Raw genomic sequence first — 14,952 nt, 5'->3', positions numbered from 1 at the left:
CACGATGTTCTTTGAGGTCCTTTCTCGGCTAAAGAATTATATGTTACGCCTGGTGGTCAGAGCGAGAGCGGGTGGCCGGCGAGCAGTGATCCGCCCCCCGTCGACGGGTCGTGTAGCCGTCACACGACCCAACCCTGAAGTCGTGGTGTGAGATTGTTGGAACATGGGTTCGAGCAGTGAGGGGGACGACGAGTCACGGCGCATATCGCGGCGGCGGCTCCTGTCCTCGGTTGCGGCCACACTGGGGACGACGGGGATCGGCGGGTGTCTACGGAGCGATGTCCAGGGAACGACCGCAACACCGACGAGTCGACGGGACACGCCAGCCCCGACACCAACACCGGGCGTTCGGTCCGAGACAGCGGCCCCACAGGACCCGACCGAGACGCGCACACCGTTCGCGACGCCGGAACCGAACCGTGAGATCGTCGGCGAGTGGCCGACCGCGTACTACGACGCAGGGAACACCGCCTACGCGGCCGACGCGACCGGACCAGGGGCCGACGCCGAGACGAAGTGGCGGGCCGAGATCGACGCGAACATCTTCCCCGAGGCCGGCCCGGCGGTAGTCGACAACACCGTCCTCATGGGCGTCTACGGAGGGGCACTGCTCGCGTTTGACGGGCGTGACGGGAGCGAACAGTGGCGCGCCTCGGTCGGTGACGACGTGTACGCGACGCCGGCGGTCGCCGACGGGACCGCCGTGTTCGGCTCGGTCGACGGAAAGATCCACGCCGTCTCGGTGCGCGACGGGAGCGAGCAGTGGACCCACGAGATCGGCTATCCGCCGAACGTTCCGGTGACGATCGTCGACGACACCGTCTACGCCGTCGTCGAGTACGGCTACACCGAGGGAGCCGTCGTCGCGGTCGACCTGGCGACCGGTCGCCGCCGGTGGCGCGTCGACACAGGGACACAGATGGCTGCCACGCCGGCAGTCGCCGACGGGACCGTCTACGTCGGCTCCGGCGACACGATGTACGCGCTCGACGCCGCGACCGGGCGGGAACGCTGGACCAGTACCGGCAACGGCGGTCGCTATCGGACAGCGACGGTCGCCGACGATCGAGTCTACGCCACCACCGGGAACGGCAATATGCTGGCGTTCGACCGTGACGGCGGCAGCCCACAGTGGCAGCGCTCGGTCGACACGGAGATTCCGGCCGGTCCGGCCCGGTCACCGGCCGGCGTGATCGTCGCCGATCAGGACGGGACGGTCCGGCTCCTGGCACCGTCGGATGGAACGGTCCGCTGGAGTCGGACGATCGACATCGGACGACTTGTCCGGGGCCATCCCACGGTGACACCCGAGGCCGTGTACGTCGGTAACTACCGGATCGATCTCGCCGACGGCACTGTTCGGGGACCGGTCGGACCCGGCCAGAGCACACACCAGTCCGTCGTCGCCGGCGGGACGCTCCTCTACACCGTCCGCGGGCAGTTGGTCGCGGTCCAGACGGAGGAGCCGCCGGCATGACGGACGGCGACGCCGGCCGACGGCGGTTCCTCACGGCGCTCTCGGCCGGTATCGTCGGGTCGGTCGGTGGCTGTCTGGACTTACAGTCGCCGGAGGAGAGAACAACGACGAACACCGAGGGACGGACGCCGGTGGCGACACGCGAGCGGCCGACAGCCACCGAGACACCGACGGCGTCGACCAGTCCGGCGGGAACCGACTGGCCGAGCCACCGGCGTGGATCGCGCAACAGCGCCAGCGTCCCCGAGACGGCCGGACCGCAGTCGAAACCGACGGTCGTCGGACGGCTCAGCGCCAGTGAAGGGGAACTCGGGAGCGCCGCAATCGTCGACGGGATCGTCTACGCCCCAGACGATAACGGCGGCGTCCATGCCTTCGATAGTAGATCCGGGCGTCGGCAGTGGCACACACCGGGAGTGGACGCGATCTTCGGCACCCCGGCCGTTGCGGACGGCACTGTCGTCGTCGGGGCTGGCAACGACGGTGTCAGGGCGCTGGACGCCGAAACGGGTGCCGAGCGCTGGTCGTGGTCGGTCGGCGAGCGCGTCACGTCGTCCCCGATCATCGCCGACGGGACCGTCTACGCCGGCCGGGAGACGATCGCGGCACTCGATCTCGACTCGGGAGCTGTCCAGTGGCGCCACCGGTTCGATCGGTCAACCGGGACGCCCGCCGTCGCAGGAGAGACCGCCGTCGTCCCGACCGCCGAGGGGACACTCGTCGGGTTCGACCGCGCGACGGGTCGTCGCCGGTTCCGGTTCGCCAGCGTCGCTCGGGTCCTGCGCCGGGTCGTGGTCGTCGCCAGGACGGCGTACGTCGCCGCCAGCAACGGGGTGGTCCACGCGATCCACCTCGACACCGGAGAACAGCGGTGGGCGGCGACGGTCATCGAACTGTCCGAGGGGCGGAACGCACTGCCGTACTGGCCCGCCGTCGCGGGGTCGACCCTCGTCACGGGCGCAGGCATCGAGCGCGACGATGTGACCTTCGTCGGCCTGGATATGGCCGACGGGAGTCAGCAGTGGACGTGGTCCCCCGACGGGATCACCTCCCCACCGGTCGCCGCAGGATCGACCGTCTACGTGAACGTTCAGGGCCGCCTCACCGCGCGGTCGGCAGCCGACGGGAGCGAGCTGTGGACGACCGAGCAACGGCGGATTCCACCGGAACTAGCGCTGTCGGGCGGACGTCTCTACGCGACCGGCGGCTCGGTCCAGATCCTCGGAGAACAGTAGTTCAGCCCGTGAACTGGTGGTACTCCAGACCCTTGTGTTTCATCTCGTTGTGCTTGCGTTCGAGGAACGAGTACACCGAGCCGTGGGGGGCGCCGTCCAGCAGCATCTCGGCTGCCTCCCGCACCGCGTCGACCTGTTCGGGCCCGCCGATGATCCCCAGCGTCGAGCCGTAGATGACGACCGCGGCCCCGGACAGTTCCTGCATGAGTTCGCGGGTCCGGCCGCCCTCGCCGATGAGTCGACCCTTCTGGCGCCGGAAGTCGTTCTTGTTGCGGGAGGCGGCCTCGATATCGATGAGTTCGAACATCATCATGTCGTCGTCCAGCAGCGCCATGGCGTCCTCGGGCGCGAACCCGCGGCCGATGGCCTTCACGATGTCGGGCCCCTTCAGCGCCGTGACGGGGTCGCCGACGGTCTCGACCTTGACAGACCCGTCCTCCGAGTCGATGTCGAGACGGACCTCCGCACGCTCTTCGATCTCGCGCATCGTCTCACCACCTTCGCCGATGAGAACACCGATCCGGTCCTGCGGAATCTTCACGTGTTGCATAAGTATATGCTTCCGTAAGAGGGTCAGACTGTTTAAAACTTCGGCGTCAGTACCGTCCTGCGAGCGGTTCTCAGGCCCCGCAGGTGTGACTCGCGAGGTGGTCGGTCCCCTGGGGGACGGTCCCGTCGTCGGTCACCCACAGCGTGACGTACTCGAACTCGATCTCCCGGAGCGGGACGTCGTGGGTGCGGTTCCACCGCTCGCAGTGATACTGCAGGAACAGTTCGCGCTCGTCGGCGTACCCGAACTGCCGGAGGTTGCTCATGTACTTGCGCCAGCGCTGGTTCGGGTACTGTGTCGCGAGGTCGTCGAGCCCCGGCGGTCGCTCCTCGGTGACCGGACCGCCACGGGCGACGTCGATGGTGGTCCCGTTGTCCAGGGTCCCCGGCAGCCGGTACCACCCCGTCTTCCGGAGCGGGTCGGGCGCGAACATGTTCCAGTACTGGGTGAGATACATCGTCTCGCCGTAGCTCTCCAGCGGTTCGGGCGTCGTGTCCTGTGGGCCGACGTCCGAGCGGTTCGTCAGCCGTTCGGCGTTGAACGCGCCGACGAACAGCACCGAGACGAGGATGACGACGACGGCGACGACCCGGAGGTGCGCTCGCAGTCGGGCGAGTCGGTGGGGCGTCGAGAACGTGGGATAGAGCGCGCGGAACAGGTCTTCGACGCCAGTTCGGCGGAGCCGGTCGATCCGGTCGGTCGGCAGTAATCGGTCCCACACCGGCGTGGGAAGGAACAACAGCAGCGCCGCGATGACGATGAACGGGAACAGGCCGATATGCATCGAGAGGGCCATCCCCGCGTGCATGCTCATGAACAGAGTGGCAAGCAGCGCACGCTTCCACCCGGTCAGGAGGAGCAGGCCGGGCGAGAGCGTCCACAGGACGAACACCGTGTATCCCAGCGCCGTCGTCACGAGCGGGAGCGTCCCGAGGAACTCGCCGAAGGCCGTCGTGAAGTGGCCGAGTCGGAGCGTGTAGGTCAGGCCGTCGCCGGACCGCCAGACCGTCCCCATGTGCTTGAGCGCGGCGTTGGTCCCGTACATGAACACGACCTGGGCGAGCAACGCCGCGGTCCCGAGCGAAGCGATCCGGTCGGGCGGGTCCTCGCGGTGGAGCGCGTCGACGGAGAACCGGTGTCCCAGCGGGACGAACAGCGACCAGAACAGCGACAGGCGCAACAGCGTGTCGCCGCCGTTGAGCGCCATGGGGAACCGTGCGTGCAGGGAGAACCACAGCAGCCACGTCAGCAGCGTCGCCAGTCGGGTCCGGTAGCCGACGAGGAAGGCGAGCGCGACCAGTCCCTGCAGGGCGAACAGCGCCGCGAGTTGCGGGACGTCACCGACAGCCAGGTGAATCGACAGCGGGTCGTAGAGCTCGATGGCCGCCGACCTGGGGAAGACCCCGCGGTCGCTGTAATGTGCCCGGAGGTCTCGGGCCCGCAACAGCAGATCCAGCAGCAACAGCACGCCCAGCGAGATGCGGAAGGCGGCCAGCGCCCGCGTGTCGATAGCGACACGCTGACGGACGCCAGCCCACAGCCGGTCGGGGAGTCGGTCGCGCCAGGTGCTCATACGTCCAGTCGACAGGTGTCTCCCTTAGCGTTTTGCCTGACCCAGAGAGGAGTTTGAGTTACTCCTCGTCGGCGTCGTCCTCCGCCGCGACCGCGTCGTCGTCGGCGCCGCGCTCGGTGTCGTCGTCGTCCCGCGGGGTGGCGTGTTCCCGGACGTACGCGAGCAGGTCGTCGGGGTCGGCGTCGACGCCCTGCCGGGCGAAGAAGTTCGCGACGTTGCGACAGTCCCGTTCGAGGAACTCCTCGGCGTTGGGGTGGTAGACGGTGACCGCCTGCCCGAGGTCGATGATGTACAGTTGGCCCTCGTGGAAGACGACGTTGTACTCAGAGAGGTCGCCGTGGACCAGGCCGGCGTCGTAGAGCCGTCGCATGTACTCCTTGACGACGTCGAAAGCCATCTGGGGGTTCTCGATGTGGACCTCGCTGAGCCTACGAGCCCGCCCTTCTTCGGTCCCCAGATACTCCATGACCAGGACGTTCCGTTCGACGGCGATCGGTTTCGGCGTGCGGACGCCGGCCCGGCGGGCCCGCGTGAGATTCGAGGACTCCTTGCGGACCCAGGCGGTGACGACCTTCTTCTTGTCCGAGCCGATCCCCTCGAAGCGGGGGTCGCCGTCGAGATAGCCCCGCATGTCCGTGAAGTCGGAGGCGTTGATGCGGTAGACCTTGACGGCGACCTCGTGATCGCCCGACAGCGCGGTGTAGACGTTGGCCTCCTTGCCCGTGGAGATGGGGCCGCCGAAGGCGTCGATGTAGCCGTCCTGGACGAGTTTGTAGAGCGCGCCGTAGGTGGCGTCGTCGAAGACGCTGGCCTCGACCTTGAACTGGTCTGCGTCCTTGATGCGCTTGCGGAACTCGCTGAACTCGCGGTCCCGCTTGCGGGCGATGCGGTCGGCCTCGGTGTCCGAGACGTCGAGTTCCTCCCACTCGTCGCCCGGCGTCTCGGCCTCGTCGGTGTCGAGGAGTCCGAACTCCGCCTCTGTCACGTGTCGGCCCTCGTTGGTCGAGTCATACGGTCGCTACTCCTGGATGTGTCCCTCCTCGCGGAGCTGGTCCGCGTCCTGCTTCTCGTAGCGCCAGGTGATGTCGGCCTTCTCGTCCTGCCAGTCCCACGGTTCGACGAGCACGACGTCGTCCTCCCGGATCCAGATCCGTTTCTGCATCTTGCCCGGAATCCGGGCTGTGCGTTCGACCCCGTCCATGCAGCGTACCTTGACGCGATTCGCTCCCAGCATGTCTGTGACGATCGCGAACACCTCGCTGTCCTCGGGCATCCTCAGGTCCTTTCGGCTGTCGTTGTCGCTCATACGCGCACGTTCGTTCCGGGGAGGTTTAACTTCTGGCGACTTCGCTGTAGCGGTCAAACCGGCAATCACAATTCTTATTCGGATTACTCCGAACTGTTCTGACAGTATGAGTGAGGGTCACGACTACGGTGACGACCGATGAGTGTGACACTACCCGAGGACGCTCCCGAGTGGGCCACAGCCTGGCGCGAGCGAATCAGCGAACGGGACGGGTTCGAGACCGCCGCCGAGGAGTTCGTCGCGACCTTCCAGTTCGAGATCCGGGCCGACGACACCTACGGGGGCGACCCCGTCTCGTTCGTCGTCGACGTCGACGACGGGGACTGTATCGACGCCGCAGTCGGTGAAATCGACGACTACGACTTCGCGCTGCGCGGCCCCTACGCCGCCTGGAAGGAACTGTTACAGGGGAACCTCGACGTCTCGGAGTCGGTGATGAACGGGACCTTCGACGTCGAGGGGAACACGATGACGCTGTTGCGCCGTCAGGACGCCATCGCCGAGATGGTCGCCGCCGCACAGGCCATCGAGACGACCTTCGAGTACTGACCGACGGTCTTTTCTCCGCCCGCCCGCCGAGTGGGGGTATGCTCGACAAGCTCGGCGCGGTCGGTATCGCCGGTATCGTCGTCGCCCTCGGTGGCATCGGACTCGTCGCCTCGCAGGCACCCCTCGTCGCCGCCGGACTGGCACTAGTCGTCAGTGGCCTCTCGCTGGTCGTCTACGGCCTCGTCTCCAGCCTCGTAGCCGCCTTCGGGATGGGCGGTGGGATGGGCGGGTTCTCCTGACTCGCCACCTCGACAGTCGAATTCGAACCGCGCGCCACCGGTGTCGCTCTCGGTCAGGACAACCGACCAGCCGTGCGCGCGGGCGATAGAGCGGACGATGTAGAGCCCGAAACCGGTTCCGTCGGCGAGACTGACGCCCGGTTCGAACACCCGGTCGCGCTCGGCGGCGGGAACCCCCACCCCGTCGTCCTCGACGGCGAACCCGGTGTCAGTGTCGGCGAGTCGGACCGTTCCGGCGGCGTGTTCAGCGCTGTCACCGGACTCCGTCCGAGTGCCCGGAGAGCTGTGCTCGACGCTGTTTCGAAACAGGTTCTCCAGTAACCGCTGGAGTCGCTGTGCGTCGGCATGGACACTGCCGGACGCGAGACATTCGAACGTGGTGTCGGGCGCCTGGACCGTCTCCCAGGCCCGCCGGGCGGCGGTCGCCAGCTCGACCGGCCGTGGGTCGGTGGCCAGTTCCCCCTCACGGGCGGCGCGTCGGATGTCGGCAATGATAGCCTCGATGCGGTCGTGGGCGCTGGCGAGCCGGTCGAAGTGGGCGTCGACGCTCGTATCGTCGACGTCTGCGCGAGCCAGCGCCAGGTGGCCGTTCGCGACAGACAGGGGGTTCCGGAGGTCGTGTGCCAGGACGTCGGCGAACTCCGCGAGCCGTTCGTTCTCGCGGGCCAGTTGCCAGGTCTCGTCGCGCCGGTCGGTGACGTCCCGCCCGACGCCGGCGAACCCCAGGACTGTCCCGTCGTCGTCGGTCAACAGCCGCCCGGACAGTTCGAACCGGATCCGTCCCTCCGTCGTCTCGGCGATGGCCTCGACCACGGTCTCGCCGGTCTCGTAGAGGTCGGCGACGGCCGCAGCGACCGAGTCACGGTCCTCGGGGACGAAGAACTCTGTCGGGTCCTTGCCGTCCAGTTGCTCGGGGGAGAGGTCGAACAGCTCTTCGAGCCGACGGTTCCAGTGGACGAGTCCGTCGGTCGCGTCGTAGACGTAGAAGACGTCGTCCAGCGTATCCAGGGCTCGCGAGAGCCAGGCTGGGTCCCCCGTCATACTGTCCGGTACGGAGACGGCAGATATAACCGTTACCTACGGCAGAGACCACGAAACACCGTCGACAGCCCTCGAAACTCCGGTTGACGGGACTCAATCGTCGACGGGCCGATCCGCGCGGTGTTCACTGATGATCTGGTCGACCATCTCGGCGTTCTGTTCGCGCTTGCGGTCCTCGGCTCGGTCCTCCCAGTCGTCGATGGCCGCCTCGACCTCGTGTTCACGGGCCACGGCGAGTTCGTCGACCTCCTGGACCGTCACCATCGAGGCCGGCGCGACGGGGATGCGGTGCTCGAACAGCACCTCGTCGGCGGCGTCCGAGAGGTTCCCCGCCCGGAGGACGATCCGGGGGCCGATATCGGCAAGGAGTTCCGCCGTCGAGCGGCCGGCACCGGAGGCGTCCCGGAACATGACGACGTCGTCCTCGACGAGCCCGAACCGCTCGTCGGCGTCCTCGATGTCGGCCCGCGTGAACTGTGCGACGACCTTGACCGGCACCAGCCCCTCCTGTTTCTCCGAGACGTCGGCGAAGTTCGAGTGATCGAGCTTCCAGAGTGCCTTCAGCCGGTCGAGCTTGTCGGCCAGTTCCTCGCGCTTCTCCTGCTCTTCGGCCAGGTCCCGTTCCAGGGCCTCGTTGCGCCGCTGGAGACGGGTGACCTCGCGGTCCTTGCGGACCTCCCGGCGACCTTCGCTGCGGGCCTTCTCCAGCTGTTTGTCCTTCTCGGAGAGCTGGTCGTCCTTGCGCTGGATGGTCCCTTTGAGGTCCTCGACGTGGGACTCCAGCCGGTCGATGCGGGACTGGAGTCGCCGAATCTCCTGTTCCTCCTCGCTCAGTTCGCGCGGTTCGTGGCTGGTCGTCTCCTCGTCGTCCTCGTCGTCACCCTCGATGTCCGAGAGGACGGCTTCGACGGACTCCTCGCCGGCCACGACGCGGGCGACGACCGGGCCGACCTCGTGCTGTGGCGGGACCTTGCTGGCGATGCGGTCGAACTGATCCTCGTGGCTGTCGTAGGCGTACAGCGCGGCCGCCATCGCGTCCCGCTCGTGGTCGTTGTCGTAGGCCGTCTCTCGGGTCCGGTGTTTCTTCTCGTCGACCGGGAGGTCCCGGTCAGGTTCCCAGCCGGCGGCGTTGAACGACCGGCGGAGCTTCTCGACGGTGTTGGGCATCGGCGTCACGTCGGCGGCGACGACGACAGGCCGGCCCCGTTCGATGATCCACTCGGTCGTCGCGGCGGTATCGTCGGTCCGCGAGGAGTAGACGTCCAGTACCTCGCCGTCGAGTCCGACGATGGCGACGGCCGTCGTCGTCCCCGGGTCGACGCCGACGACGACGTGGTCCCGCCGCTTCGCGAGCGGCCGGAACTCGATGCCGTCCCGGCGAACGCGCTCGATCTCGACGCGGGTGTCGCCCGACCGGTTCCGGGAGACCGGGATGTCCTGCGGCCGTGCCTGGACCTCGAAGACGGCGTTCGAGAAGCCGCCGTACTTCTCGGTGACGTCGCGGTCGTACGCCAGGCCGGCCTCGTCGAGTGCCGACTCCACCTCGCGAGCGCGGGTCTTGACCGAGCCGTGGATGCGCCGCGTGTAGCGGTCCTCCGACCAGCCGCCCTTGCCGGTCGAGCGGCCGCGGGCGACCTTCACCTCCGTGGTGTCGGTAAAGGCCGAGACCTCCTGGCCGACGTTCGCGGCCGCGAGTCTGGCGGCAGCCTCGGCCTCCTGCATCGGCTCCTTCCCGTAGGGGACGCCGTGGCGCTTGGCGACCCGCGAGAGCGGTTCCGGACGCTCGTCGCCGGTCACCTGGACCAGCCGCGTCCCGTCGGGCAACTGGCCCAGGAAGTGGACGAGCTGGTCCTTGTCGGCGGCCAGTTCGTACATGTTGTCCGTGGCGACCATCGCCGGCGCCTCGTCGTCGATCCGGCGACGGAGCTTCCGTCGCGAGACCACGTCCCGCTCGACGGACTCGCCGTCGAAGACCACCAGCGCGTAGGAGGGGGCGTCCCCGCGCACGTCGCCACTCTGGATGTCGACCCCGAAGACCACCGCGTCCAGGGCTGCCGTGCGATTCACGGGGGGCCGTAGGCGGTCAGAGACCATAAATCCGTTCCGCGGGGCTTCGGTGTCCCTTTTTGAGGGTCCCGCCCCACGTCCCGCGTATGGCCCACCGCGCGAACTACGCGACCTGTACGTTCCAGCAACACCTCGGTCCGTCCGCCGACTCGCTCGACGTCCCCTGGGCGGAGTTCGTCGGCGACCGCACCGACAAGCTGACCTTCGAGGTTCCGGTCGCCGAGCCGGTCGACCCCTACGTCGAGATGCAGGTCTACGACGTCAGTGACTACGACCACGAGATGCTCGTCAACGGCGAGGCCCTCTCCGGGTTCGACATCGCGACCGGCACCGGCTGGCAGTACTGGATGGACACCGTCGTCCCCGCCCGCCTCCACGAGGGCGAGAACACGCTCCAGTTCCGCCGGAACGCCGACGGCACGGATGCCTTCGTCGTCGGGACGGCCATCGTCCACTGGAAAGAGCCCGTGGAATAGTATTTAAACGCCAGTTCTGTGCCAGCCGAATGCGTGTGATGGGATGGCACGATTCGAGCGTGAAACCACCGTAGTACCGTGGTTTCTGGAGTCTGTAGTACAGCGCCGGTCGTCGTCGTGCCCGGCCAGAACACCTACTTTTATATAGAACCACATACAATCTCCGTCTGATTATGAGCCAGCGTCAAATGCAGGGACAGCCGATGATCATCCTGGGAGAGGACTCCCAGCGGATGAAGGACAAATCTGCACAGGAACACAACATCTCTGCGGCTCGCGCGGTCGCCGAGTCCGTTCGATCGACACTCGGTCCGAAAGGGATGGACAAGATGCTCGTCTCCTCGATGGGCGATGTCACCGTCACGAACGACGGGGTAACGATCCTCCAGGAGATGGACATCGACAACCCGACGGCCTCGATGATCGTCGAGGTCGCCGAGACCCAGGAGGACGAGGCCGGTGACGGTACCACCTCCGCCGTCGCCATCGCCGGTGAACTCCTGAAGAATGCACAGGACCTGCTCGAACAGGACATCCATCCGTCGGCGATCATCAAGGGCTTCGACCTCGCCGCGAGCGAGTCCAAGGACATCATCGCCGACATCTCGACCGACGTCGACCCCGACGACGAGGAACTGCTCCGCAAGGTCGCCGAGACCTCGATGACCGGCAAGGGCGCCGAGCTCAACAAGGAGCTGCTCGCCCAGCTCATCGTCGACGCGGTCAACGCCGTCACCGTCGAGGCCGAGGACGGCTCCATCGTCGCCGACCTGGAGTACCTCAACATCGAGACCCAGACCGGCAGCTCCGCCGGCAACTCCGAACTGCTCGAAGGCGCCGTCGTCGACAAGGACGCCGTCCACGAGGAGATGCCGACGAACGTCGACGACGCCGACGTCCTGCTGGTCGATACGGCCATCGAACTGGACGAGACCGACGTCGACGCCCAGCTCTCGGTCGACGACCCGAGCCAGCTCCAGACCTTCCTCGACAAGGAGGAAGAACAGCTCAAGGAGATGGTCGACAAAGTCGCCGCGACCGGCGCGAACGTCCTCTTCTGTCAGAAGGGTATCGACGACATGGCCCAGCACTACCTCGCACAGCAGGGCATCCTCGCCGTCGAGCGGGCCAAGAAGTCCGACATCGAGTTCCTGAAGGAGGTCCTGGGCGCTCGCATCGTCTCCGACCTGGACTCCGCCAGCGAGGACGACGTCGGCCAGGGCTCGATCCGGCGCGACGAGGCCGAGGGCCTGTTCTACGTCGAGGGCAGCGGTGACGACGCCCACGGTGTCACCCTGTTGCTCCGTGGCTCGACCGACCACGTCGTCGACGAGCTCGAACGCGGCGTCACCGACGCACTTGACGTCGTCGCCAGCACCGTCGCCAACGGCACGGTCCTGGGCGGCGGCGGCGCCCCCGAGGTCGAGGTCGCTGCACGCCTGCGTGACTACGCCGACTCCGTCGAGGGTCGCGAGCAACTCGCCGTCGAGGCCTTCGCCGACGCGCTGGAGATCATCCCGCGCACCCTCGCCGAGAACGCTGGTCTGGACTCCATCGACACGCTGGTCGACCTGCGCTCCGCTCACGAGGACGGCGATGTCAGCGCCGGCCTGAACGTCTTCACCGGCGACGTCGAGGACACGCTGGAGACCGGCGTCGTCGAGCCGGCCCACGCCAAGCGCCAGGCGCTCTCCTCTGCGGTCGAGGCCGCGAACCTTGTGCTCAAGATCGACGACATCATCGCCGCTGGCGACCTCTCGACCTCCGGTGACGGGGACGAGGGCGGCGCGCCCGGTGGCGCCCCCGGCGGCATGGGCGGCATGGGCGGCGGTATGGGCGGCATGATGTAAGACCACTTTTTACGCGAGGGCCTCGCACTCGCGAGCGCTCGACCCCCGCGTAAAAACTTGGGGAAAAAGGCGGAATCGCAGCGCTCACGGCATCGCCGTTCGCTTGCGATTCCGAGAACCGCGGCCTTCGGCCGCGGATGCTTGGCCTCCCCACCGCCTCCGCACCGCTCACAGACCGACTTCTCTCTGTTTTGACTCGCCCGGCGATCGCTGCGTCCACCCGAACCATGAGCGACGAGCAGGCACGGCAGGTCCGGACATGTACGACGGCCCCGGGGACTGGTATCTCAGCTACAGGGACCAGATCTTCCGGCTCGAACGGGGATACTACGCGACGTATTACTGATTTCCTACGACGGAACTACTTCTCGGTCGGAACCGTCGTCGTCCCGACATCGGTGTAGCGCACTGATTCGGTCACCCGCAACTGGACGCCGTCACGGATGACGGTGTACTGGACGGCGTACGAGCGGACCATCCCGGTGGGAGTCACCGTCGCGGTGAAGCCCACCCCGCCGACGCGCTCGGCACCGACGACCGGGATCTGTTCGCGGTCGGTCGCGCCGTCGGTCGCGATCCGGTACAGCGGCGCCTGCTGGATCTGCATCACCTCCTCGCTGGTCGGGGAGACGTCGATGACGTGGACGCCCGAGAACAGCAGTCGGATGCGCTGGTTGTACGTCGGATCGAAGAACAGTGCGTCACGGGGCGGAAGCGGCGGACCGCCGATACCGCGGCTGTCGGCGACGATCCGGCGGTCGGTCGTCCCGTTCTCGGTCGTCCACTGGACCGCACGACCGTCCGCCCACCGCGTCCTGATCATGCGGTCGGGGACAGCCACACCCGTGACGGTCCGGATCGCCCGGTAGGTGTCGTATCCCGTGGCGATCTCGGCCCGTGTCCGTTGGCGTAACCGGACCGTCCCGTTCGTGGTCTCGACCAGCCGCCGGTGTTCGACCGTGTACGAGCGGTTCGAGAGGGAGACGACGTGGGCCCGCGCCAGCGCGTTGGAGTCGGTGACACCGGCCTCGGTGAGCCCCGGCGCGAGGACGACCGGTTCGGGGTCGTCGGTCGGGACCGGTGCCGGCGTGACCGTCTCCGGCGGCCCCGAATCACCGACGAGCCCGCCACACCCCGCGAGGGCGAGACAGAGCGCGAGGAGAACGACGCGGCGCCCATCGTCCATACCCGACGCTGGGGCGTCCAGACGCATAACGGCTCGCCCGATATTTCGTTCCTTCGAAGGATCCCAGGGGAGACAGATAAGTGCCATCGGGTGCCAGCATCCGACATGCAGACCCTGTTGCTCGGTCCCGACGCAGTCGAGACACACGCCGACCTGCCCGCGGTCGTCGACGCCGTCGCGTCCGCGTTCGCCGCCGACGCACGCGGGACCACCATCATGCCCGCCAAGTCCTACATCGACTTACCGGAATACAACGGCGACTTCCGGTCGATGCCGGCCTACGTCCACGCCGGCGACTGGGACGCCGCGGCGGTCAAGTGGGTCAACGTCCACCCGGACAATCCGAGCGACCACGACCTGCCGACGGTGCTGGGGACGCTCATCTACTCCGACCCGGAGACGGCGTTCCCGCTCGCGGTGATGGACGGCACTGTCCTGACGCGCCTCCGGACCGGCGCCGCGGCCGCCGTCGCGACCGATCACCTGGCGGTTCCGGACGCCCGCTCGCTGGGCCTGGTCGGTGCCGGCACCCAGGCGTATACGCAACTGGAAGCCATCGCCACGGTGCGGGACATCGAGACGGTGGTCATCGCCGACCGCAACGAGGAGCGCCAGCGGGCCTTCGCCGACCACTTCGGCGACCGCTTCGACGTCCGGCCGGGCAGCATCGAGGCCGCCGCGGGTTGTGACGTCCTCTCGACGATCACCCCCGTCGAGTCGCCCATCGTCGAGCGCGAGTGGCTGGGCGAGCGGACCCACGTCAACGCCATCGGTGCTGACGCCGCCGGCAAACACGAACACGACGACCGGACGCTGCTGGACGCCAAACTCGTCATCGACGACTACGAGCAGTGTACCCACTCCGGCGAGATCAACGTCCCCTGGAGCGAGGGCGTGCTGGACGACGAGGACATCTACGGCGAACTCGGCTCGATCGTCGCCGGCGACATCGCTGGTCGCGAGAGCGGCGACGGCATCACGCTGTTCGACTCGACGGGGTTGGCGATCCAGGACGTGGCCGCCGCCCACGTCGCCTACACGAACGCCCGTGACGCCGGCGACGGCACCGAGTTCGAACTCGTCGGGACCGAGACGACCTAGTTCGGTGCCAGCGACTCCGTCACCTTCGAGATCAGCCAGACGATGACGATGAACGGGAGCAGCGGGACCAGCAGGATCACGATGGTCAGGAACATCCCCCAACCGAAGACGTCCATCTCCTGATCGGGGCGGTTCCGCGAGAGCGGCGTCACGGTCCGGAGCGGTTCGGGGAGGATCGAGTCTGTCGACTCCTCGTCAGTGGGTGTATCGTCTGCCATACTTCGATATTCGCCGGAAATGGCAATAAGCCTATGCCACGACCGTGTCATCGTCGCCCACACTGTCGATTCGGCCCACTGAAG

At 67.3% G+C, this 14,952-nt stretch carries 15 protein-coding genes; 7 read left to right on the top strand and 8 right to left on the bottom strand.

What is annotated here, in order from left to right:
* Positions 1–163: 163 nt before the first annotated feature.
* The gene (locus Hhyl2_RS13900; protein WP_483551366.1) at positions 164–1,477 is read left to right on the top strand and encodes an outer membrane protein assembly factor BamB family protein; all 1,314 of its coding nucleotides are present in this window, start codon (positions 164–166) and stop codon (positions 1,475–1,477) included.
* A complete protein-coding gene (locus tag Hhyl2_RS13895; RefSeq protein ID WP_483551365.1) occupies positions 1,474–2,712 on the top strand; it encodes an outer membrane protein assembly factor BamB family protein in 1,239 nt (412 codons plus the stop codon). Before Hhyl2_RS13900 ends, Hhyl2_RS13895 begins: the two co-directional genes overlap by 4 nt.
* A gap of 1 nt (position 2,713) precedes the next feature.
* Here the strand turns inward: Hhyl2_RS13895 and Hhyl2_RS13890 are convergent, their stop codons facing one another.
* From Hhyl2_RS13890 to eif1A, 4 genes are all read right to left on the bottom strand, one after another.
* On the bottom strand, positions 2,714–3,262 hold the full coding sequence (locus Hhyl2_RS13890) for a KH domain-containing protein (RefSeq protein WP_483551364.1): 549 nt from the start codon (positions 3,260–3,262) through the stop codon (positions 2,714–2,716).
* A gap of 70 nt (positions 3,263–3,332) precedes the next feature.
* Complete coding sequence (locus Hhyl2_RS13885) at positions 3,333–4,835, bottom strand: HTTM domain-containing protein (protein WP_483551363.1); 1,503 nt, start codon at positions 4,833–4,835, stop codon at positions 3,333–3,335.
* Between the two features lie 58 nt (positions 4,836–4,893).
* Entirely contained in the window at positions 4,894–5,820 is a 927-nt protein-coding gene (gene rio1, locus Hhyl2_RS13880; protein ID WP_483551362.1) for a serine/threonine-protein kinase Rio1, read from the bottom strand.
* A 33-nt stretch (positions 5,821–5,853) separates the two neighbouring features.
* The gene (eif1A, locus tag Hhyl2_RS13875; protein WP_483551361.1) at positions 5,854–6,198 is read right to left on the bottom strand and encodes a translation initiation factor eIF-1A; all 345 of its coding nucleotides are present in this window, start codon (positions 6,196–6,198) and stop codon (positions 5,854–5,856) included.
* Positions 6,199–6,279: 81 nt separating this feature from the next.
* Here eif1A and Hhyl2_RS13870 point away from each other — a divergent pair, with 81 nt between their 5' ends.
* Positions 6,280–6,690: an SCP2 sterol-binding domain-containing protein gene (locus tag Hhyl2_RS13870; protein ID WP_483551360.1), complete on the top strand. Its 411-nt coding sequence runs from the start codon at positions 6,280–6,282 to the stop codon at positions 6,688–6,690.
* A gap of 38 nt (positions 6,691–6,728) precedes the next feature.
* Positions 6,729–6,929, top strand: coding sequence for a DUF7470 family protein (locus Hhyl2_RS13865; RefSeq protein WP_483551359.1), 201 nt, complete (start codon positions 6,729–6,731; stop codon positions 6,927–6,929).
* On the opposite strand, the gene Hhyl2_RS13860 is transcribed toward Hhyl2_RS13865, so the two are convergent.
* Positions 6,834–7,970 carry an ATP-binding protein gene (locus Hhyl2_RS13860; RefSeq protein ID WP_483551358.1) on the bottom strand — a complete coding sequence of 379 codons (1,137 nt, stop codon included), beginning with the start codon at positions 7,968–7,970 and terminating at the stop codon, positions 6,834–6,836. The two genes, Hhyl2_RS13865 and Hhyl2_RS13860, sit on opposite strands and share 96 nt — an antisense overlap.
* Before the next feature lie 93 nt (positions 7,971–8,063).
* Positions 8,064–10,037 carry a DUF460 domain-containing protein gene (locus tag Hhyl2_RS13855; protein ID WP_483551357.1) on the bottom strand — a complete coding sequence of 658 codons (1,974 nt, stop codon included), beginning with the start codon at positions 10,035–10,037 and terminating at the stop codon, positions 8,064–8,066.
* Between the two features lie 86 nt (positions 10,038–10,123).
* Between Hhyl2_RS13855 and Hhyl2_RS13850 the strand changes: the two genes are divergently transcribed.
* Complete coding sequence (locus Hhyl2_RS13850) at positions 10,124–10,513, top strand: DUF7383 domain-containing protein (RefSeq protein ID WP_483551356.1); 390 nt, start codon at positions 10,124–10,126, stop codon at positions 10,511–10,513.
* A gap of 173 nt (positions 10,514–10,686) precedes the next feature.
* A complete protein-coding gene (thsB, locus tag Hhyl2_RS13845) occupies positions 10,687–12,363 on the top strand; it encodes a thermosome subunit beta (RefSeq protein WP_483551355.1) in 1,677 nt (558 codons plus the stop codon).
* Positions 12,364–12,724: 361 nt separating this feature from the next.
* On the opposite strand, the gene Hhyl2_RS13840 is transcribed toward thsB, so the two are convergent.
* The gene (locus tag Hhyl2_RS13840) at positions 12,725–13,549 is read right to left on the bottom strand and encodes a hypothetical protein (RefSeq protein ID WP_483551354.1); all 825 of its coding nucleotides are present in this window, start codon (positions 13,547–13,549) and stop codon (positions 12,725–12,727) included.
* Positions 13,550–13,654: 105 nt separating this feature from the next.
* Here Hhyl2_RS13840 and Hhyl2_RS13835 point away from each other — a divergent pair, with 105 nt between their 5' ends.
* Positions 13,655–14,650 (top strand): ornithine cyclodeaminase family protein, encoded by a 996-nt coding sequence (locus tag Hhyl2_RS13835; RefSeq protein ID WP_483551353.1) that lies wholly within the window; start codon positions 13,655–13,657, stop codon positions 14,648–14,650.
* Here Hhyl2_RS13835 and Hhyl2_RS13830 read toward each other — a convergent pair.
* A complete protein-coding gene (locus Hhyl2_RS13830; RefSeq protein ID WP_483551352.1) occupies positions 14,647–14,868 on the bottom strand; it encodes a DUF7535 family protein in 222 nt (73 codons plus the stop codon). The two genes, Hhyl2_RS13835 and Hhyl2_RS13830, sit on opposite strands and share 4 nt — an antisense overlap.
* Positions 14,869–14,952: the final 84 nt, after the last annotated feature.

The sequence above is a fragment of the Haloarcula sp. H-hyl2 genome (genome assembly GCF_056934385.1).
Note: the sequence above shows the minus strand (reverse complement) of the source record. Positions and strands in the feature narration are given on the sequence as shown.

Coding starts and splice junctions, on each gene's coding strand:
- Hhyl2_RS13900 (WP_483551366.1), top strand. CDS start 164: ATGGGTTCGAGCAGTGAGGGGGACGACGAGTCACGGCGCATATCGCGG.
- Hhyl2_RS13895 (WP_483551365.1), top strand. CDS start 1,474: ATGACGGACGGCGACGCCGGCCGACGGCGGTTCCTCACGGCGCTCTCG.
- Hhyl2_RS13890 (WP_483551364.1), bottom strand. CDS start 3,262: ATGCAACACGTGAAGATTCCGCAGGACCGGATCGGTGTTCTCATCGGC.
- Hhyl2_RS13885 (WP_483551363.1), bottom strand. CDS start 4,835: ATGAGCACCTGGCGCGACCGACTCCCCGACCGGCTGTGGGCTGGCGTC.
- Hhyl2_RS13870 (WP_483551360.1), top strand. CDS start 6,280: ATGAGTGTGACACTACCCGAGGACGCTCCCGAGTGGGCCACAGCCTGG.
- Hhyl2_RS13865 (WP_483551359.1), top strand. CDS start 6,729: ATGCTCGACAAGCTCGGCGCGGTCGGTATCGCCGGTATCGTCGTCGCC.
- Hhyl2_RS13860 (WP_483551358.1), bottom strand. CDS start 7,970: ATGACGGGGGACCCAGCCTGGCTCTCGCGAGCCCTGGATACGCTGGAC.
- Hhyl2_RS13850 (WP_483551356.1), top strand. CDS start 10,124: ATGGCCCACCGCGCGAACTACGCGACCTGTACGTTCCAGCAACACCTC.
- thsB (WP_483551355.1), top strand. CDS start 10,687: ATGAGCCAGCGTCAAATGCAGGGACAGCCGATGATCATCCTGGGAGAG.
- Hhyl2_RS13840 (WP_483551354.1), bottom strand. CDS start 13,549: ATGGACGATGGGCGCCGCGTCGTTCTCCTCGCGCTCTGTCTCGCCCTC.
- Hhyl2_RS13835 (WP_483551353.1), top strand. CDS start 13,655: ATGCAGACCCTGTTGCTCGGTCCCGACGCAGTCGAGACACACGCCGAC.
- Hhyl2_RS13830 (WP_483551352.1), bottom strand. CDS start 14,868: ATGGCAGACGATACACCCACTGACGAGGAGTCGACAGACTCGATCCTC.